Consider the following 18624-nt stretch of genomic DNA (forward strand, 5'->3'; position numbering starts at 1 on the left):
GACATCGGATCCGGTTCGCTGGATTTGCCCGCGTTCTCCCTGTCGCCATTATCCGCCCGCGACCAGAACCGGGGCTACGACCGGCATCCTCCCTGCTGGTAGGCACATCATCCCAGTCGCCCGCGAGCGCACGATAGGAAAGTTTCCTATCCGACATCTTGTCGCGGCCATGCCGCCTCGCTAGGTTCAGCCTCGCTCGACTTCCTCCCACCCCCCACTCAGGAGGCTCCATCAGCCATGCCTCTTTCCAAGCCGACGCACCGCAGACTCGCCCTCGCCGCCGCCATCGGCCTGCTCGGCGCGGGCGCCACCACGGCGGCCACCGCCCAGGCGGCGCCGGAGTCGGCGCACACCGCCGCCGCGCCCAGCGGGCTCAACGGCCCCTACCTCTACCTGGGTTGGGGCTCCCCGCCCAAGGCCACGGACGTCATGTCGGCCACCGGCACCCAGCAGTTCACGATGGCGTTCATGCTGTCCGACGGCGGCTGCAACCCCAAGTGGGACGGCTCCCGCGCGCTCACCGGCGGCAACGACCAGTCGACGATCAACTCCATCCGCTCGGCGGGCGGCGATGTCACCGTCTCCTTCGGCGGCTGGAGCGGTAACAAGCTGGGCGAGAAGTGCTCCTCCGCCTCCGCGCTCGCCGGCGCGTACCAGAAGGTCATCGACGCCTACAAGCTCAAGTCGATCGACATCGACATCGAGTCGACCGAGTTCGAGAACGCGACGGTCCGCCAGCGCGTGATCGACGCGCTCAAGACGGTCAAGCAGAAGAACAGCGGCATCAAGGTGTACGTCACCTTCGGCACTACCACGACCGGTCCCGACTCCAACGGAAAAGACCTGGTCAAGCGCGGTGCCGCCGCCGGGCTCGACGTGGACGGCTGGACGGTCATGCCGTTCGACTTCGGCCAGGGCTCGATCGACATGGCCGCGGCCACCAAGTCCGCGGTGGACGGTCTGAAGAACACGGTGGCGAGCGCGTACGGCCTCTCCTCCGACGCCGCCTACCGCAAGGCGGGCTTCTCCTCGATGAACGGCAAGACCGACGTCGCGGGCGAGACGATATCCCTGAACAACTTCAAGAGCATGGTCTCCTACGCCAAGAGCCACCACCTGGCCCGCGTCAGCTTCTGGTCGCTCAACCGCGACCGCAAGTGCGGCTCCGGCACCGACGGGGACGCGTGCAGCGGTATCGACCAGGGCACGTACGACTTCACCAAGGCGCTCGCGGGCTACAACGGCTGACACCGAGCCGAGCCCCGTCCGCCCGCCGGGCGGCGTTCGATCAAGTGACCATCCAGGTCACGGGGATTGACCTTCCGTTGAAGCCGACCTTACGGTCAGCCCGCAGCCCACAGAGGCCAGCAAGGAGGTCGTGCCCGTGCGCCCCACCGCCCCACCGATCCTCGCCGCCACGCTCGCCGCCACCGCCGGACTCACATCCTGCGGTGGCGGTTCGGGCAGCGACCCGGACACCGTCAAGGTCGCCTACAACCGCTCCACCGACAACAAGATCCGGTTCAAGGACAACCATCTGGCCGAGGTCAAGAAGCAGTTCGAGAAGGCCAACCCCGGCAAGAAGGTCAAGCTGATCCCGATCCAGGCGCAGGACAACGACTACGCCACCAAGGTCCAGCAGATGATGCGGTCCCCCAAGACCGCCCCGGACCTGGTCTACGAGGACACCTTCCGGATCAACTCCGACATCAAGGCGGGCTATCTGCGCCCGCTGGACGAGTATCTGGCCAAGTGGAAGACCTGGGACCAGTTCGTCGACACCGCGAAGGCCGCCGCCAAGGCCGAGGACGGCAAGACGTACGGCGTCCCGGACGGCACCGACACCCGCGGCCTGTGGTTCAACAAGAAGATCTTCGCCAAGGCCGGGCTGCCCGCCGACTGGTCCCCGAAGAACTGGAACGAGATCCTCGAGGCGGCGCGCACGATCAAGAAGAAGGTCCCCGGCATCACCCCGCTCAACGTCTACACCGGCAAGGCCCCGGGCGAGACCTCCGTGATGCAGGGCTTCGAGATGCTGCTGTACGGCACGGGCGAGGCGGGCGGGAACCCGCTCTACGACCCCGGCGCCAAGAAGTGGGTCACCGGCGGCAAGGGGTTCAGCGACGCCCTCGGCTTCCTCAAGACGGTCTACTCCGAGAAGCTGGGCCCGGACATCTCCGATGCCCTCGACCCCAACGTCGGCACCACCGTCTACAGCGAATGGCTGCCCCAGGGCAAGCTGGCCATCGCCCTCGACGGCTCCTGGCTCGGCCAGAACTGGCTGAAGACCGGCGGCAAGCCCTGGCCCGAGTGGTCCAAGACCCTCGGCCAGGCGCCGATGCCCACGCAGCACGGCCAGGCGCCCGGCAAGGTCAGCATGTCCGGCGGCTGGACGTGGGCGATCACCGCGAAGTCCAAGAACCCCGATCTGGCCTGGAAGTTCATCCAGCAGCTCCAGACCAAGGACAACGCGGTCACCTGGGACATCGTCGACGCGCAGATCGCGGTCCGCAAGGACGTCGCGCAGGACCCGAAGTACACCTCGTCCATGCCCGGGATCACCTTCTTCACAAGCCTGGTGAAGAACACCCACTACCGCCCCACCACCCCCGTCTATCCGCAGGTCTCCACGGCGATCGGCGAGGCGATGGAGGCGGCGACCACGGGTGACTCATCACCGGAGAAGGCCGCGAAGTCCTACGACGACCAGTTGAAGTCCATCGCCGACGGCGCCACGGTGGCGGCGGGCGGCCAGGGCTGAGGGCCGCCCCCGATGGCAACCGCGACCAAGGTGGCGGCGGCCCCGACGGAGACCCCGGCCCGGCCGGGCCCCCGTCGCGGCCGCCCCCTGCGCTGGCTCCCGCTCGCCCCCGCCACCGTCATGCTGCTGCTCTTCCTCGGTGGCCCGATCGCCTACTGCGTCTATATCGCCTTCACGAACATGCAGCTCACGGGCGCGTCCTCCACGGACTTCGTGGGCCTGGACAACTTCCAGCGCGCCTTCGGGGACGACGACTTCCGCAACGCGGTCGTCCTCACCCTCGTCTTCACCCTGCTCTCCTCCCTCGTCGGCCAGAACACCCTCGGCCTGGCCCTGGCCGCCCTGATGCAGCGCGCCTCCCGGCCAGTGCGCACCCTGACCGGTTCGATCGTCATCGCGGCCTGGGTCGTCCCCGAGATCGTGGCGGGCTTCCTGCTGTACGCGTTCTTCCGCCGCGAGGGCACGCTCAACGCGCTGCTGGACTGGCTGGGCCTGCCGTCCCAGAACTGGCTCTACACCCTGCCCATCCTCGCCGTCTCCTTCGCCAACGTCTGGCGCGGCACGGCCTTCTCGATGCTCGTCTACTCCGCCGCGCTGGCCGAGATCCCCAAGGAGATCACCGAGGCGGCGGAGGTCGACGGCGCCGGCGGCCTCGGCCGCTTCTGGCACGTCACCCTGCCGATGATCCGCCGCTCCATCGGCACGAACCTGATGCTGAACACGTTGCAGACGCTGTCGGTGTTCGGCCTCATCTGGGCGATGACCCGCGGCGGCCCGGGGAACCGCAGCCAGACCCTCCCGGTCTTCATGTACGACCAGGCGTTCAACAAGTCCCTCATCGGCTACGGCACGGCGGTGGCCCTGCTGTTGCTGCTGGTGGGCGCGCTGTTCTCGGTGGTGTATCTGCGGCTGCTGCGCGAGGAGGTCTGAGCCCCGCCCTGAACCCCGCCGGGGCGGTGGACCCGCCCGGGTCGACGGTGACGGCTCCCACGGCGGTGGCGGGCCCCTCCGTCCGCACGCCGAGGCCGGACCCGGGCGCCACGAGCGCGGCCCCCGTCAGCACCGCCGCGACCACCAGGGCGCACGCCGCTGCGGCCTGCGTGGCGCTCGCCGACGGCCCGGTACCCGTCACCTTTCTGTCCGACGCCTTTGCGCCCGACGGCCGGCCCATGCCCCTGTCTGTGGTCACACCTTCACCTGTCCGCGGGGACGGCCGCGTTCACATGACATACGTCACCCAGCCGCCTCTTAGTCCGATCGGTCCCGGACGTGCGGTCAACCACCAGCGCGGGTGCGCCGCCGGTAGGCCTTCTGTCTGCACGCCGCCCCGCAGAACCGCGCGGGGCGGCCGGCACGGCTGGCGCGGTCGCCGGGCAGCGGGTCACCGCACATCCCGCAGCGATCGGTTTCGTCACGCGTAACGGCGGCTCCACCGTGCGGCTCTCCCGTTACGTTATGGAATTTCGTTACGGCTTTTTCCGCTCGCAGTCCGTCGCACATCACCGCCGTCAGCACCCCGGCGCCGGGGCCGCGCGCCTGCTCCATGGCCGCGCACCCCGCCACCAGCGCCCGCACGTCCGGCACTTCGACATCCGCCCTGACCGCTCCGGCCTCCTGGGAACGCCGGAGCAGCACGCTCAGCACCTCTTCGAACTCGCGCCCGGCACCGTCCGCCGCCGCGTCGGGGATACGGCCGGGCGCCTCCCGGGCGAAGGCCTCGCACAGCGCACGGTTGAGCGACGCCTCCCCGACCACGCGCTCCAGGAAGCCGAAGAACGCCGCCCCCGGGTCCTCGGCCACGGCCAACGCCCGCCCCTCGGCGACGAACCGCTCCACGCTGTCGGCGATCACCGCTTCGAAAAGGTCCTCCTTGGAGGGGAAGTGGCGGTACACCGTCCCGGCGCCCACCCCGGCCCGCGCGGCGATGGCGCCGAGCGGCACCATGCGGCCCTCCGCCGCGAACGAGGCCCTGGCCGCGGCCAGTACCCGCGCCCTGTTCCGCCGCGCGTCGGCGCGCGAGGGCAGCCCTTCCGGGGAGGGCCCGTCACCCTCTGCGGCGCCGTGCGCCGGTTCCCTCGCCATCGCCGTCTCCCTGATTGACAAGCGGGTCATCCGTTCCGGTACGTTAACCGGGTTACTCGTTCCGATTCTACTCGGGAGCCTTCCGCCATGACCACCATGACGTCGAAACGAATCATCCTGGTGACCGGCGCGACCGGTCAGCAGGGCGGCGCCACCGCGAGGCGGCTGCTCGCGGACGGCCTGCACGTACGCGCGCTCACCCGGGACACCACCAGCCCCGCGGCAGTCGCCCTCGCCTCGGCGGGCGCCGAACTGGTCGCGGGCGACCTGGACGACCGCGCCTCGCTCGACGCGGCGGCCCGAGGGGCCCACGGTGTCTTCAGCGTCCAGCCCACCCCCGGCATGCCGGGCCTGCCCGCGGAATACGGACCGGACGACGAGGTGCGGCGGGGCCGGAACGTGGCGGACGCCGCGCTGGCGGCCGGGGCCCAACTCCTCGTCTACGCCTCCGCGTTCGGCGCCGACGTCGACAGCGGGCTGTCGACGCTGGAGAGCAAGCGGCGCGTCGAGGAGCACACCGGCGCGATCGGCGTGCCCACGACCGTCCTGCGCCCCACGTCCTTCATGGAGAACCTCCTCCACCCCACCTGGGGGCTGCGGGACGGCGCCCTGGCCACCCCCTACAACCCGGACACCCGCCAGCAGTTCATCGCGCTGTCCGACATCGCGGCCTTCGCCGCCCTCGCCTTCGACGCCCCCGACCGCTTCCGCTCCCGCGCCTTCGCCCTGGCGGGCGACACCCTCACCCCGCCGGAGACCGCCGCCGCCATCAGCCGGGCCACGGGCCGGGAGGTCCCGTACGTCCACATCCCCCTCGATGCCGTACGCGCCCAGAGCGAGGAGGCCGCCCGCGGTATCCAGTCCCTCAACGACGGCATCTATCCCTTGGTCGACATCGAGTCCCTGCGCGCCATCCACCCCGGCCTGTTCACCTTCGAGGACTGGCTGACCCACCACGGCGCGGCCCGCCTCAAGGCCCTGCTGAACGCCTGACGAGCCACATCCGTTCCTCGAAGGCGCGGACGGGCCTCGTCCAGGTCTCCGGGGCCGGTGGCGATGGACTCGGCGAGTTCGGCGCCTTCCAGCATCGCGAGGTTCGCGCCCGCCCCCGTGACCGGCCTGGAGTGGGTCCTCGACGCCGTGGCCGACAAACTCACCATCCGGCCGCCGGAGTGACGCTCGGCTCTCCATGGGCTCGGTGACGCCGCCCGCCCCGCCACGGGTTCAGGCCATGGACAAATCAGGAGACGCCGTCTCGGCCGTGGACTAGCCTCGCGAGGTTGCCCTTTCGCGCCTTCTGGAGGAGACCGCCATGGCCGAGCCGTTCCCGCCCGTCGAACCGTACGCGCACGGCCTGCTCGAGGTCGGCGACGGGAACCGGATCTACTGGGAGACCAGCGGGAATCCGCGAGGGAAGGCGGCCCTGTGGGTGCACGGCGGGCCCGGCAGCGGAGGGCGCCGCGGCGCTCGCGGGATGTTCGACCCCGAGGTCTTCCGGATCGTCCTGTTCGACCAGCGCGGCTGCGGTGAGAGCCTGCCGCACGCCGCCGACCCGTCCGTCAGCCTCGAGCACAACACCACCGACCACCTCATCGCCGACATGGAGCGGCTGCGCGAGCACTTGGGCATCGACCGCTGGCTCCTCTACGGCGGCTCCTGGGGCTCGACGCTGATCCTCGCGTACGCCGAGCGCCACCCCGAGCGGGTGTCCGAGATCGTCATCTCGGGAGTCACCATGACCCGGCCGGACGAGATCGACTGGCTCTACCGCGGTGTCGGACGCCTGCTGCCCGGCGCCTGGGAGGCGTTCCGCGACGCGGTGCCGGAGGCGGAGCGGGGCGATGGTCTCGTCGCGGCGTACGACCGGCTGGTGAACGGTCCGGACGAGGCGGTCCGGGTCAAGGCCGCGCGGGCCTGGTGCGCTTGGGAGGACGCCGTCATCGCCCATGAGGCGCTGGGGCATCCGGGCTACTACAGCGACAAGACCGACGACGCGCTGATGGCCTTCGTCCGGATCTGCGCCCACTACTTCTCCCACGACGCGTGGCTCGAGGACGGACAACTCCTCCGCGACGCGCACCGGCTGGCCGGCATCCCCGCGGTGCTGATCCATGGGCGACTCGACCTGGGCAGTCCGTTGCAGAGCGCGTGGGAGCTGTCCAGGGCCTGGCCGGACGCGGAGCTGAAGGTGATCGACGACTCGGGGCACACGGGCAGCCCCACGCTGCGGGCCGCCGTCCTGGAGGCGATCGCCCGCTTCGGCAAGGAGGGGCGGTGACTGGCTCCGCGGTGCGCTGCCGGTCGGAGCGTGAGGTCTGAACCCGGCCGGGTCCCGGGTTGCGGCTCCCACGGCGGCGGTGGCGGGACCCTCCGTCCGTACGCCGAGGCCGGATCCGGATGCGACGAGCGCGGCCCCCGGCGACTTCAGGCCATACCCACCCACATCGGGCGGGACCGGTCCCAGCGGACTTGCGGTACACCCGGTATGTCGCTGAATGAGCGACTCACACAACCGGAAGGACGCCAGTCATGGGTACGCGCAACGCCCTCCTCGGGACCATCGCCGCAGCGGGGCTCACCGGTGCCATGCTCACCGCGGTGACAGCGGCTCCGGCTCAGGCCGCCGAAGGCTGCAACACCAACAACGCCAGGACGGTCGCGTCCGCCTCGACCCACTCCCGCGGCATCGAGCTGCGGTACAACGGGACATGCGCATGGGGCAGGATCTTCGGCTCCCCGGGTGACCTGGTGTGGGTGGACCGCAGCTACGACGGCGGTCGAACCTGGAACCAGCTCAGCGTCACCAAGATCAACACCGGCGGCAGCAACCACACCGACGCGTTCAACAACAAGGGCAACCTCATGCGGGCCTGCGGCAAGGCCAGCAACTATCCGGATGTCGCCTGCACCATCTGGTGGTGACCTGAACATATCTCCATGGCCCGTGGTGTCTACGGAAGCGGACACCACGGGCCGCTCGGCGATTCGCGACCGCCCCGCTTCGGGGCGAATCACACCGTGTCGCGAACCTGAGTGAGGGCGCCCCCGAGTGGCGCGGGATGTCGCTCACCGAGCAGCTCCAGGAACGCCTCGGTGGCCGCGCTGGGGCGCCGGGTCGCGGCGGTGGCGACGGTGAGCCGCCAGCGCAGTTCGTGGTCCGCGACCCGCACCGTGTCCAGGCCGGTCCGGTCAGGGACCAGGAAATGGCCGAGAAAGGCGATGCCCAGCCCCGCCCGGATGAAGTTGACGGCAGTGCCGATGTCCGCGACCTCGACGGATACCTCCCGCTGCACCCCTGCGGCGGCGAAGGCCTGGTCGGCCACGGCGCGGTTGCCGAAGCCCGGCGGGGAGTCGATGAACGGGAACTCGGCCAGTCGCGCCAGTGGCACCCGGCCGGCCCCGGCCAGCGGATGTGAGTCGGCCACGTACACGACCATGGGTAAGGAGGCCAGCAGCCGGGTGGTGAGATCGGCCGGTGGCGGCCCGGGCAGGGAGAGGAAGGCGACGTCGAGCCGACCGTCGCGCAGCTGCTCCGCCAGACCCGCCGACCCCGCCATGGCCGCTCGGAGCCGCACCGCGACACCGGGATGGCGGGCGCGCAGCGCGGCCAGGAGTCCGGGCAGGTCGACGAGGTCGATCGAGGTCTGGGTGCCGACCGTGACCGTGCCGTGCAAGGCGCCCTGTATCCGGTGAACGGCGTCCTTGGCGGCGCGCGCCGCGTCCAGGGTCTCTCGCGCCCGGGGCAGGAAGGCACGTCCGGCCGCCGTCAAGGTGACTTCCTGTGGGCTCCGGGTGAACAGGGCCGATCCCAGCTCCCGTTCCAGTGCCCTGACCGTCGCCGACACGCCTGACTGGACGACGTGCAGCGTCTTCGCCGCGCGGGTGAAGCTCCCGGAGTCGGCGACCGCGAGGAAGTATTCGAGGTGGCGCAGTTCCACGCCCTCCATTATCACCGATCGTGCTGGCGCTCAGCAGCAGACATCGTTGGACGTGATGGGCACGCCCAAGTGAGGGTGGACGGGTCGGCTCGAACCTCGACCACCGGAGAAAACGTCGATGGACCACAAGTGGCGCTACACCGAACTCCCCGTGCGGGCACGGCAGGCCATCGAGAGCTTCGTACCGCCCGACGCCGTCGTGGCCCGGCGTCTTGAGCGCTACGCCGATGTGCGGCCCCGTCCCGCCGACCGCGACGGGGACACCGAGGAACTCGACGGGGCCGTGTTCACCCACCACTTCGAGGACGTCCCGGGCGATCACGAAACGGTCCGGTGGCACTACGTCGAGACCGGGACCGGGGAGCCCGTGGTGTTCCTGCACGGGATGCCCGACTCATGGTTCCTGTGGCACCACCAGATGGCCGCGCTGTCGGACTCGTACCGCTGCGTCGCGATCGACCTCAAAGGCTATGGACAGTCGGAGAAGGGACGAGGCGACTACCGGCACTCCGGCGCCGCCGGGCAACTCGTCGCGCTGCTCGACGCGATCGGGGTGGATCGGTTCACCCTGGTCACCCACGACCGGGGCACCGTACAGGGCGACCACATCGTCGCCACCCTTCCCGGGCGGGTCCGCCACTATGTGCGCGGCGAGCAGCACCTCCACCACTTCCACCCCGACCTCGCCCCACAGGACGACCTCCTCGCCGAGGCACCGTGGAGCGGGCTGATGGAGGACCCGAAACGGTTCGTCGTCTGGGCGTACGCCTCCGTCGGGAATCTGCCGGTGGCCGACGAGGACATGCGCCGCGTCATCCAGGAGTACTCCTATCCCGGGATCACCCGCGCCGTCCCGCGCTACAACATGGCCTCCACCTTCCGGAAGGAGTGGATCGAGCGGCGCACCGACCTGATCCCGCGCTGGCGCGCTCCGGTGACCCTGATGCAAGGCCGGGACTCACGCAGCCAGCCCCGCGAGTTCTACGCCGACGCCGCCGAGCGCATTCCCCGTGCGGCCGGCGTCGAGGTTCGCTTCGTCACCGGGGGGCACTTCTGGCCCCTGGAGAGCCCCGAGGAGACCAGCGTCACCCTGCGCGAGGTACTCCGCGTCCGACGCTCACCGGCGCCCTGACCCTCGCCCCTGACCCTCTGATAAGGACAACCATGGATCTCATGCTCAAAGGCCGGACCGCGATCGTCTGCGGCGCCTCGTCCGGGCTGGGGCTGGCCATAGCGGAACGCCTGTCCGGCGAGGGTGCCAACGTCGTCGCCGTCGCCCGGCGCCGGGAGAGCCTGGAGACGGAGGCGGCGCGTATCGGCGCGGTGCCCATGGTCGCCGACCTCTCCGAGGAAGGTGCGGCGGGCCGGGTCGTCGAGCACACCGTCGGCCGCTTCGGCGGTGTCGACATCCTGGTGTGGAACACGGGAGGGCCGCGTCCGGGCACCGCGCTACAGATCGACGAGCACGCCGCGCACGACGCGTTCCGCACCCTGCTGCTGCCCCTGGTCCGCATGGTCGGCGCCGCCGTTTCCCACCTACGGCACAGCCCGTACGGCCGGATCGTCGCGGTGACGACGACCACGGTGAAGGAGCCGACGTCACTGGTCGCACTGTCCAACCTGATCCGCCCCGGGCTGACCGGATACCTGAAGACGCTGGCCAACGAGCTGGCGCCGGACGGCATCGCGGTCAACTGCGTGGCGCCCGGCCGGATTCTGACGTCCCGGGCACGCGAGCTCTACCCGGACGGCGTGCCGACGGACGCCACGGACACCATCCCCATGGGGCGGTTCGGCACACCGGACGAACTCGCCTCCGTCGTCTGCTTCCTCGCCACGCCGTTGGCCTCGTACGTCACGGGCACCACGATCGCCGTTGACGGCGGCCTCACCCGTTCGATGCTCTGAGGGCACGCTGGAAGGCCGCCCAGGCGGCGGGGGTGAACCGGAGTATTCGACCCTCCGGGTCCTTGGAGTCGCGTACCGCCACGATGTTGGGCACGTTCGTGGCCACCTCCACGCATTCGCGCTCAGGGTCGCTATGGCTCGACTTGCGGAATGCGAAAGCAGGCATCGGGGTTACAGCTCTCCACTCAGGTTTGCGATGAGTTCCAGGGAATCGTGCTCGTTCAGGGCACGCTCAGCGATTCTCTCGAACAACTCATCGTGTTGTGCAGCCGCATCTCCGCCTTCGACCCAGATCCGCCTGAACGGAACCTCCATGTACACCACGTCCATCGCTCCGGGTTCGGCGAAGGAGATGATGTTGAACGTGCAGTTCAGCCCATGGCGGGCTCCCGCGCTGAACGGAAGAACGCGCAGGCTGACGCTGTCCTTCCGGGCCACGGCTACCAGATGGTCCAACTGCCCACGCATCACGTCCGCGCCGCCGATGAGGTTCCGCAGCGCGGCCTCGTAGACCACTGCCCGCAGTGAGAGTTGCGGAGCCTCATCGAGCCGCCGCTGGCGTGCGAGCCTCGCCGCCACGAACTCCTCATGGTCGCCGCCCGCCGACGGGGCATCATTCCGGAGTGCCCGGATGTAGTCCGGCGTCTGCAACAGTCCCGGGACGAAGGTGAGCTGCCATGCCTTGATGGCCGTGGCCGCGTTCTCCAGCGCGACGTATTCCTGCATGTCCCCGAGGTTCGGGAACTCATTCCACCAGCCCTTCGCCTTGCGGCGCTCACGATCAACGCGAGCCAGCTCCAGCAACCCGCCCACCGCTGCCGGGTCGCTCAAGCCGTACAGCTCGCACAGCGCGCGGATGTCCGGGTCCCGCATCGGGACCCAGCCGCCCTCCATCTTGGCGACCTTGGTCGTGGACCCGGTGAGCACCTTGGCGGCATGGGTCTGCGTCAGGCCCGCCGCGGTGCGGAGCTTGGTCAGCTCGCCACCGAGCCTGCGTCCCAAAACGGTCGAGGTGCTATTGCCCTGCATCGGCTGACTTGTCGTCACGCGCACAGTCTGGCCGCCCGGCGCAGGCGCCGCAAACCAGATCGGGGGAAATCCTCCAAGAGGAACTTGTGTGCCACACGGTGGCGGGGCTACGGTCCGTAATGAACCGCTCGCACAGGGACGTCAGTTGGCGGACGCACTCCGCCCTGCCCTGCCCACTGGAGGTACGCGATGGCATTCGCGCCCCAAGACCCCCGGATCCCGGACCCCAACGATCCCGTCGTCCAGGACGGCCGCGTCGACTACGTCCCGACACCGATAAGCGTGACCAGGGCCCGCCAGCACGCCGCACGACTCATCGCCGAGTGGGGGCACCCCGCACTCGCCGACGACACGGCACTCATCGTGTCGGAGCTGGCCACCAACGCCTTACGGCACGGACACGTACCCGGGCGGCTCTTCCGCGTCGAGCTCACGCTCACCAAGACCCGCCTGCGGATCGCCGTATCCGACCCCCGGGGCGAGCGGCTCCCCCGCCCCCGCCACCCGTCGCCCCGCGACAAGCACGGCCGCGGCCTGCTCATCGTCCGCGCCCTCGCGGATCGCTGGGGCGTCCGCGAACGCACCGTCGGCAAGGAGATCTGGGCCGAGCTGGATACACAAACGAGCCGTAACCAAGGCGAATGGGACCACACTGGTTCTCGCCGCTTCGACCATCGCGAGGAAAAGGACAACAAGCAGTGACCACGTTCGCGCATCCCCGTGAGGCGTTTCCGCTCCTACCCCATGGCGAGCGGACCCCGCAAAGCGACGAGGGGCCCTCGGGTTCCACCACGCGCCCGTGGATTCTTCGTTTCGCCCGTGTGCCCGACTCCACACAGGTGATCGAGAAACCAGTGGTTGTCTACGACGAGGGATCGCAGATGTCGGTCGGGCTCTACGACGGCCCGCTGCCGTACATGACGACGCACAGTCCCACCGTCCCCGACGGCAACGTGACCAATCCGCCGCCCCTCGACGAGGGTCCGAAGGATTGAGGCCATGCCCACCATCCTCGTGATCGCCGCCCGCGACGACTGGCCGACGGACCGCGTCGTCAACGTACTCACCAACCGAGGTGTGCGGGTATTCCGGATGGACACCGCGGACTTTCCACAGCAGGCCATCCTCGCTGGGCGCATCGACACCCGACGAGCATGGTGCGGCAAACTCGCCAACTCCCACCGGGCAGTCGAACTCTCGGACATCGAAGCCGTCTACTTCCGCGCACCTCATCAGTTCCGGCTCACGGACGGAATGTCCGAGGCCGAACGACGGTTCGCCGCGGCACAGGCACGCGCGGGATTCGGAGGAGTGATCTCGGCGCTCGACGCCCGGTGGGTCAACCACCCGGCGGCGATGACTCGCGCCGAGTACAAACCGATCCAACTCGCGACAGCCCGTGAGTGCGGCCTCACGGTCCCCCCGACCCTCGTGACGAACGACCCCGATGCCGTCAGGGCATTCGCCGAGGACACCCCGGGCCCGATCATCTGCAAGCCCGTGGCCTCACCGGTATTCATCGAGGGCAACGAGCTCAAGACCGTCTACACCCGGCGCCTCTCCCCGCACGACCTGGTCGATCTGCGTGGCATCGGCACCACCGCCCATCTCTTCCAAGCCTGGATCGAGAAGGCGTACGAGGTTCGGCTCACCATCGCGGGCGACCGTCTGCTCGCGGCGGAAGTCCACGCCCGGAGCGCGCTGGGTCATGAGGACTGGCGCAGCGACTACGGCTCACTCACCTATCACCGGACGGACACACCCGCGGACGTCGCCGAGGGGGTGCACCGCCTGATGGGTCACCTGGACCTTCGCTTCGCCGCCCTCGATTTCGTCGTCTCACCATCGGGAGCATGGACGTTCCTGGAGGCTAATCCGTGCGGGCAATGGGACTGGATTCAAGGCGCCACGGGTCTGCCCATCGCCGAAGCCATCGCCGATGAACTGCAAGGAGTACCCACGTGAGTGTCCCCCGGTTCGACGGCGCGCCGCCGCGACTGCGCTCGTTGGTCGAGGACTTGCGGCGGGCGGGAGCGATCCGTTCGGCCGCCTGGGCCCAGGCGTTCGCCAAGGTGCCGCGCCATACCTTCGTGCCCGAGTGGTACGGGCAGGAGGCCGACAGCAGGGGCATCACCATATGGCGCCGGCATGACGCGGCCGACCGTGATGCCTGGGAAGCCGCCGTCTACAGCGACCAGACCCTCGTTACGGCACTCGACCCCGAGACCGCCGAACGCGTCGACGAGCGCGCGTGGACCGGTATTCCGACCTCCTCCAGCACAATGCCCAGCCTCATGGCGCGGATGCTGGAGGACCTGGGCGTGGCGGACGGCCACCGAGTGCTGGAAGTCGGCACCGGCACGGGGTACAACGCCGCCCTTCTGTGCGCCCGACTGGGCGATCGCCTTGTGCACTCCGTCGATGTGTCGCCCGGTCTCGTGGAAGTCGCCCGTGGCCGGCTCGCCTCCGCGGGGTACCGGCCGCACCTCGCCGCCGGGGACGGGCAACAGGGCTTCCCGGGGCACCCTGCACCGTTCGACCGGACCATCGCGACCTGCTCGGTCCCCCGTATCCCGGCCGCCTGGGTCGAGCAGACGCGACCCGGCGGCGCGATCCTCGCCGACGTGTCCCTGGGCATCGAGGGTGGCCTGGTCCGTCTGACCGTGGACGACGAGGGACGTGCCGTGGGCCGCTTCACCACCACGACCGGCCGGTTCATGGCCGCCCGCAGTGACGCGCACGCCTACCGGCACCCCGGGCGGGCACCTTACGCACCCAGAGCCGGGTCCCGTTCCACCTCGCTCACCGCTGCCGACATCCGGGCGCACTACGCCTTCCGGCTGCTGCTCGCCTTCCACCTTCCCGGCGCCGAGCTGGTCTATCACGTGGACGACGACACCGGGGCCTTGTCGCTCCAGCTCCAGGGGCGCGACGGCACCTGGGCACGTGCGCCGATCGCCGATGAGCACACCACCACCGTCACGTACGGCGGGAGCGCCGACCTGTGGCGGCGGGCGGAGGCCGCCTGGCAGTGGTGGGATGACCACGGGCGTCCCGCTCAGGACCGTTTCGGCTATGCCCGCGAAGCCGACGGTCACCACTACGCGTGGCACATTCCGGACGGACGACATCGCTGGCCTCTCGAACCCTAAAAATTGCGTATCCCGCACATTTGCTGGGCGCGCAAGTTTTGCTACGCTCACCGCATGGGACTGCGAGAGCGGAAGAAGGCCCAGACGCATGCCGCGCTCAGCTGGGCCGCCGTGCGGCTGACCGTGGAGCGTGGGTTCGACAAGGTCAAGGTGGAGGACATCGCCGAGGCCGCCGGGGTCTCGCCGCGTACGTTCAACAACTACTTCTCGAGCAAGGCCGAGGCGATCGCGTTCCGCCACCTCGACCGCTGTCTGCGCGTCGCGGAGGCGCTGCGCGAACGGCCGGGCGAGCCGCTGTGGGACGCGATCACCGGCTCCGTGCTGCGGCAGTTCGCGACGCCGGATGCGGAGGCGGTCGCCCATCCGCCCGTCGCCGACGCGGCGCAGTGGACGGAGGGGGTGCGGGTGATGATCGCGGAACCGGCACTCCGAGGCGAGATGTTGCGGGCCGGGGCCACCGCCGAGGCCGAGATCGCGGCGGCCGTCGCGGAACGTACCGGCGGTGACCTGGAGCAGGACCTGTATCCGCACCTGGTCGCCTCGGCGGTCATGGGCGCGGTCAACACCGCCATCGCCCACCATCTCCGCACCGACGCGGCCGTGCCGGTGAGCCGCCTGCTCACGGACGCCCTCGCCCGGATCGCGGCGGGGCTCTCCACCCCGTAAGGCCACTCAACCAATCTGCCCCGAAGGGGAATTCATGATCGAGGTCGTCATCGCAGGCGCCGGGCCCAACGGGCTGATGCTCGCCTGCGAACTCGCCCTGTCCGGTGTGCGCCCGGTCGTCCTGGAGCGCCTCACCGAACCGACCGACACACAGCGCGCGAACGGCCTCGTGGGCCAGGTCATCCGCATGCTCGACCGGCGCGGGCTGTACGAGCGGCTGACCGCTCCCGGCACCACCCCTCAACCGGCGCCCCGCTTCACCTTCGGCGCGTTCCCGCTCCACCTGAGCGACCTGCCGGACAACCCGCTCTACACGCTCCTGGTGCCGCAGCTCCGGATCGAGCGCATGCTCGCCGAGCGCGCGGCGGAGCTGGGCGTCGACATCCGGCGCGGCCATGAGGTCATCGGGCTGACACAGGGCGAGAAGTCGGTGACGGTCGAGCTGCGCGAACAGGACCCGATCGAGGCGGAGTTCGTGGTCGGCGCCGATGGCGGGCGCAGCGCGGTCCGTAAGCTCGCCGGGATCGACTTCCCCGGCGTGACGACGGACGACTCGGTGTCGCGCGCCGGACATGTGGGCGTGGACCCGGACGCGGTCGGCGCCGATGGCGGCCTGACCGTGCCCGGTTTCGGCGTCATACCGCCGTACCAGCATCTGCGGACCGAGCAGGGGCTGATCGCCTGGGCGCCGTCACCGGACGATGACCCGAAGCTGACCACCGTGGAATGGGGGCAGCCCGCCGAGGGCGAGGCATCGCTGGACGAGCTGCGGGCCAGCGCCCGCCGGGTGCTCGGCGCGGACATCGTCCTCTCCCCGCCGACCGGGCCGGGACCGCATCTGATGCGGCGGCTGTTCGGCGGCAACACCCGGATCGCCGAGCGATACCGCGCGGGCCGCGTCCTGCTGCTCGGCGACGCCGCCCATGTGCACTCGGCGATCGGCGGCCCGGGGCTCAACCTGGGCCTCCAGGACGCGGTGAACCTCGGCTGGAAGCTGGCCGCCGAGGTGCGCGGCCACGCGGCGGAGGGGCTGCTCGACACCTACGAGTCGGAGCGGCACCCCGCGGCCCGGCGGGTCGCCATGCACACGCAGGCCCAGTCGCTGCTGACCCGGCCGGGCGGCGATGTGACGGCGCTGCGCGAACTGTTCGGCGAGCTGCTGGACCAGCCCACGGCCCGGCAGCACATCGCCGGGCTGCTCTCCGGCGCGGACATCACCTACGCCATGGGTCCGGCGACCGGCCCCCTCGTCGGCCACTGGGCGCCCGACCTCCCGGGCCTCCGCGACCTGACCCGCACCGCCCGGCCCCTGCTCCTGGACCCCACCGGCACCCTCGACCCGGGCCCCTGGTCACCCCACGTCGACACCGCGGCCGTCCCCGGCCTCGACACCGCGCTCCTGCTCCGCCCCGACTGCTACATCGCCTGGCAGGGCACGACGAACGACGGGCTGCACGAGGCCCTGGCCACCTGGTTCCGGGCGGCCTGAAGCCGTCGCGGCTCCCCGTGCCGTGACCTCGACGTCCGATACCCGCCGGACCCGGCCGCCCGCGGCGAGCATGCTGGGCCGCATGGTCAACGCGTTTGAAGGGCTCATCGATCGGTTCCTCGGGGCCAGCGCCGAGTTCGAACGGAATCTGGGAGCGGTGCGATCCGAGCAGTGGTCCTGGCCGACTCCCTGCACGGAGTGGAACGTGCGGCAGCTGGTCAATCACATGACGCGCGGAAACCTCAATTACGTGAGTCTGCTGCACGGCGGTGGCGCCGCCGATTTCCTGCGGCTGCGGGACGCCGACGCGCTGGGCACGGATCCGGTCGGCGCGTACGCCCGGTCCGTCCGGGAGTGTGCCCAGGCGTTCGGCGAGACCGGTGCTCTTCAGCGGATGTTGGACTATCCCCTGGGTCCGGTGACCGGCCAACAGGCACTTGCCGTGCGGATCACCGACACCGCCGTCCACACATGGGATCTCGCACGGGCCGTCGACGTGGACAACACCCTCGATGAAAGCCTGGTGGCATGGATCGACGAGCACCTTGACGAGATCTACGCCGGCCTGGCGGAAACGCCCACCGCCGTCGAGACCACTCACCGGTTCTTCGCCGCTCCCCAGGGCGTGCTCGCTCATGACACATCCCGGCAGACGCGGCTGCTGCACCGAATGGGGAGGACACCCGAGACGCCCGTACGCGGTCACTGAACCCGGTCGGCTACGCCTCCGTCACCACCACGTACAGCGTCGCCGAGGCGAGGAACGGGCCGTGGGCGAGGTGGTGCAGCCAGGCGGCCGCCTGGTCCTCGGTGAGGTAGCCGGCCTCGACGGCACGGCGGGTGGTGCGCTCGAATCCAAAGGTCCGGTCCGCCGCGCGGACATCGCGGAAGACCTGGGTGGCCGGGATGACCTCCGGCACCCGGAACCCGGCGTCGGTGGCGAGCCGGGCCAGCTGGCGGCCGATGGTGGCGTTGCGGATCACCCGCTCGGTGATGTGGCGGGTGTAGGCGCGGGACAGCGCCGGGTCGGGGTGGTCGACGGCGAGGGTGTCCCAGTCGGGCTCGCCCATCACCAGCCGCCCGCCAGGACGCAGGACCCGGTGGAACTCGGCGAGGGCGCGGGCCGGGTCGTCCACCCACTGGAGCACCCGGTCGGTACGGGCGCGGTCCACGGTGGCGTCGTCCAGCGGAAGGGCGTGGACATCGCCCCGCAGCAGCTCGACGCCCGGACGCGCGGCGATGCGCGGCGCCGCCGCGTCCAGCATCTCCTGGTCACGGTCGACCCCGATGACCGTACCGCCGGGGGCCACCGCCTCCGCGAGGGCCGCGAGATCGGCCCCGGGCCCGCAGCCCGCGTCCAAGACGGCCAGCCCGGCCCGGAGCTCGAGGGCGTCCAGCATCCGTCCCTTGTAGTCGCGCCCCGCGTCGCTCGCGGCGAGCCGGGTGAGGTAGTCGGCGGGCGCGGGCCTGATGGTCTCAAAGATGGAGGAAACGGGAGAGGTCATCGCGTCAGTCAAGCAGAGCCGACCCGCGGAGGCGGGCCTTCCGCGTGCTTCCACTACGCGATCCGGCCACGCGGCGGGGAGCGTCCCGGGAATT

The 18624-nt window shown here is 70.3% G+C and carries 20 protein-coding genes and 1 pseudogene; 15 read left to right on the plus strand and 6 right to left on the minus strand.

What is annotated here, in order from left to right:
• Positions 1-237 precede the first annotated feature (237 nt).
• The 3 genes from ABD329_RS06155 to ABD329_RS06165 all read left to right on the plus strand — a co-directional run bounded on the left by ABD329_RS06155 (position 238) and on the right by ABD329_RS06165 (position 3691).
• Positions 238-1248, plus strand: coding sequence for a chitinase (locus ABD329_RS06155; protein WP_198276466.1), 1011 nt, complete (start codon positions 238-240; stop codon positions 1246-1248).
• A gap of 136 nt (positions 1249-1384) precedes the next feature.
• The gene (locus ABD329_RS06160) at positions 1385-2761 is read left to right on the plus strand and encodes an ABC transporter substrate-binding protein (protein WP_198276465.1); all 1377 of its coding nucleotides are present in this window, start codon (positions 1385-1387) and stop codon (positions 2759-2761) included.
• A 12-nt stretch (positions 2762-2773) separates the two neighbouring features.
• Positions 2774-3691 carry a carbohydrate ABC transporter permease gene (locus ABD329_RS06165; RefSeq protein ID WP_198276464.1) on the plus strand — a complete coding sequence of 306 codons (918 nt, stop codon included), beginning with the start codon at positions 2774-2776 and terminating at the stop codon, positions 3689-3691.
• Positions 3692-4036: 345 nt separating this feature from the next.
• Here ABD329_RS06165 and ABD329_RS06170 read toward each other — a convergent pair whose 3' ends face one another.
• Complete coding sequence (locus ABD329_RS06170; protein ID WP_198276463.1) at positions 4037-4843, minus strand: TetR/AcrR family transcriptional regulator; 807 nt, start codon at positions 4841-4843, stop codon at positions 4037-4039.
• Between the two features lie 87 nt (positions 4844-4930).
• On the opposite strand from ABD329_RS06170, the gene ABD329_RS06175 reads away from it, so the two are divergent.
• Complete coding sequence (locus tag ABD329_RS06175; RefSeq protein WP_198276462.1) at positions 4931-5836, plus strand: NmrA family NAD(P)-binding protein; 906 nt, start codon at positions 4931-4933, stop codon at positions 5834-5836.
• Between the two features lie 4 nt (positions 5837-5840).
• Here the strand turns inward: ABD329_RS06175 and ABD329_RS06180 are convergent.
• Positions 5841-5961, minus strand: a pseudogene (locus ABD329_RS06180) (FAD-dependent monooxygenase); the annotation flags it as partial.
• Between the two features lie 194 nt (positions 5962-6155).
• Between ABD329_RS06180 and pip the strand changes: the two are divergent.
• A complete protein-coding gene (pip, locus tag ABD329_RS06185) occupies positions 6156-7121 on the plus strand; it encodes a prolyl aminopeptidase (protein WP_198276461.1) in 966 nt (321 codons plus the stop codon).
• Between the two features lie 251 nt (positions 7122-7372).
• The gene (locus ABD329_RS06190; RefSeq protein ID WP_198276460.1) at positions 7373-7765 is read left to right on the plus strand and encodes a glycosyl hydrolase; all 393 of its coding nucleotides are present in this window, start codon (positions 7373-7375) and stop codon (positions 7763-7765) included.
• A gap of 89 nt (positions 7766-7854) precedes the next feature.
• Here the strand turns inward: ABD329_RS06190 and ABD329_RS06195 are convergent, their stop codons facing one another.
• Complete coding sequence (locus ABD329_RS06195) at positions 7855-8781, minus strand: LysR family transcriptional regulator (RefSeq protein WP_198276459.1); 927 nt, start codon at positions 8779-8781, stop codon at positions 7855-7857.
• 118 nt (positions 8782-8899) lie between these two features.
• Here ABD329_RS06195 and ABD329_RS06200 point away from each other — a divergent pair, with 118 nt between their 5' ends.
• A complete protein-coding gene (locus tag ABD329_RS06200) occupies positions 8900-9913 on the plus strand; it encodes an alpha/beta fold hydrolase (RefSeq protein ID WP_198276458.1) in 1014 nt (337 codons plus the stop codon).
• 32 nt (positions 9914-9945) lie between these two features.
• Positions 9946-10689, plus strand: a complete 744-nt coding sequence (locus tag ABD329_RS06205; RefSeq protein WP_198276457.1) for an SDR family oxidoreductase — start codon at positions 9946-9948, stop codon at positions 10687-10689.
• On the opposite strand, the gene ABD329_RS06210 is transcribed toward ABD329_RS06205, so the two are convergent.
• Positions 10670-10855: a DUF397 domain-containing protein gene (locus tag ABD329_RS06210; protein ID WP_198276456.1), complete on the minus strand. Its 186-nt coding sequence runs from the start codon at positions 10853-10855 to the stop codon at positions 10670-10672. The two genes, ABD329_RS06205 and ABD329_RS06210, sit on opposite strands and share 20 nt — an antisense overlap.
• Positions 10856-10860: 5 nt before the next feature.
• Positions 10861-11736 (minus strand): helix-turn-helix domain-containing protein, encoded by an 876-nt coding sequence (locus tag ABD329_RS06215; RefSeq protein ID WP_309142678.1) that lies wholly within the window; start codon positions 11734-11736, stop codon positions 10861-10863.
• A 171-nt stretch (positions 11737-11907) separates the two neighbouring features.
• Between ABD329_RS06215 and ABD329_RS06220 the strand changes: the two genes are divergently transcribed.
• The 7 genes from ABD329_RS06220 (at position 11908) to ABD329_RS06250 (ending at position 17734) form a co-directional block, all read left to right on the plus strand.
• Positions 11908-12420 (plus strand): ATP-binding protein, encoded by a 513-nt coding sequence (locus tag ABD329_RS06220; protein ID WP_344316072.1) that lies wholly within the window; start codon positions 11908-11910, stop codon positions 12418-12420.
• Complete coding sequence (gene tgmA, locus ABD329_RS06225) at positions 12417-12713, plus strand: putative ATP-grasp-modified RiPP (protein WP_198280035.1); 297 nt, start codon at positions 12417-12419, stop codon at positions 12711-12713. Before ABD329_RS06220 ends, tgmA begins: the two co-directional genes overlap by 4 nt.
• A 4-nt stretch (positions 12714-12717) precedes the next feature.
• Positions 12718-13683, plus strand: a complete 966-nt coding sequence (tgmB, locus tag ABD329_RS06230; RefSeq protein WP_198280034.1) for an ATP-grasp ribosomal peptide maturase — start codon at positions 12718-12720, stop codon at positions 13681-13683.
• Complete coding sequence (locus ABD329_RS06235; RefSeq protein WP_309142863.1) at positions 13680-14870, plus strand: methyltransferase domain-containing protein; 1191 nt, start codon at positions 13680-13682, stop codon at positions 14868-14870. The genes tgmB and ABD329_RS06235 overlap by 4 nt, the downstream gene beginning before the upstream one ends.
• 54 nt (positions 14871-14924) lie before the next feature.
• The gene (locus ABD329_RS06240) at positions 14925-15536 is read left to right on the plus strand and encodes an acyl-CoA-like ligand-binding transcription factor (protein WP_198280033.1); all 612 of its coding nucleotides are present in this window, start codon (positions 14925-14927) and stop codon (positions 15534-15536) included.
• A gap of 34 nt (positions 15537-15570) precedes the next feature.
• Positions 15571-17025 (plus strand): FAD-dependent monooxygenase, encoded by a 1455-nt coding sequence (locus ABD329_RS06245; RefSeq protein ID WP_198280032.1) that lies wholly within the window; start codon positions 15571-15573, stop codon positions 17023-17025.
• 82 nt (positions 17026-17107) lie between these two features.
• The gene (locus ABD329_RS06250; protein WP_246618872.1) at positions 17108-17734 is read left to right on the plus strand and encodes a TIGR03086 family metal-binding protein; all 627 of its coding nucleotides are present in this window, start codon (positions 17108-17110) and stop codon (positions 17732-17734) included.
• A gap of 10 nt (positions 17735-17744) precedes the next feature.
• Here ABD329_RS06250 and ABD329_RS06255 read toward each other — a convergent pair whose 3' ends face one another.
• Positions 17745-18530 (minus strand): methyltransferase domain-containing protein, encoded by a 786-nt coding sequence (locus tag ABD329_RS06255; protein ID WP_198280031.1) that lies wholly within the window; start codon positions 18528-18530, stop codon positions 17745-17747.
• Positions 18531-18624: the final 94 nt, after the last annotated feature.

The sequence above is a fragment of the Streptomyces javensis genome (assembly GCF_039525925.1).
GTDB classification, from domain to species: Bacteria; Actinomycetota; Actinomycetes; order Streptomycetales; family Streptomycetaceae; genus Streptomyces; species Streptomyces asiaticus.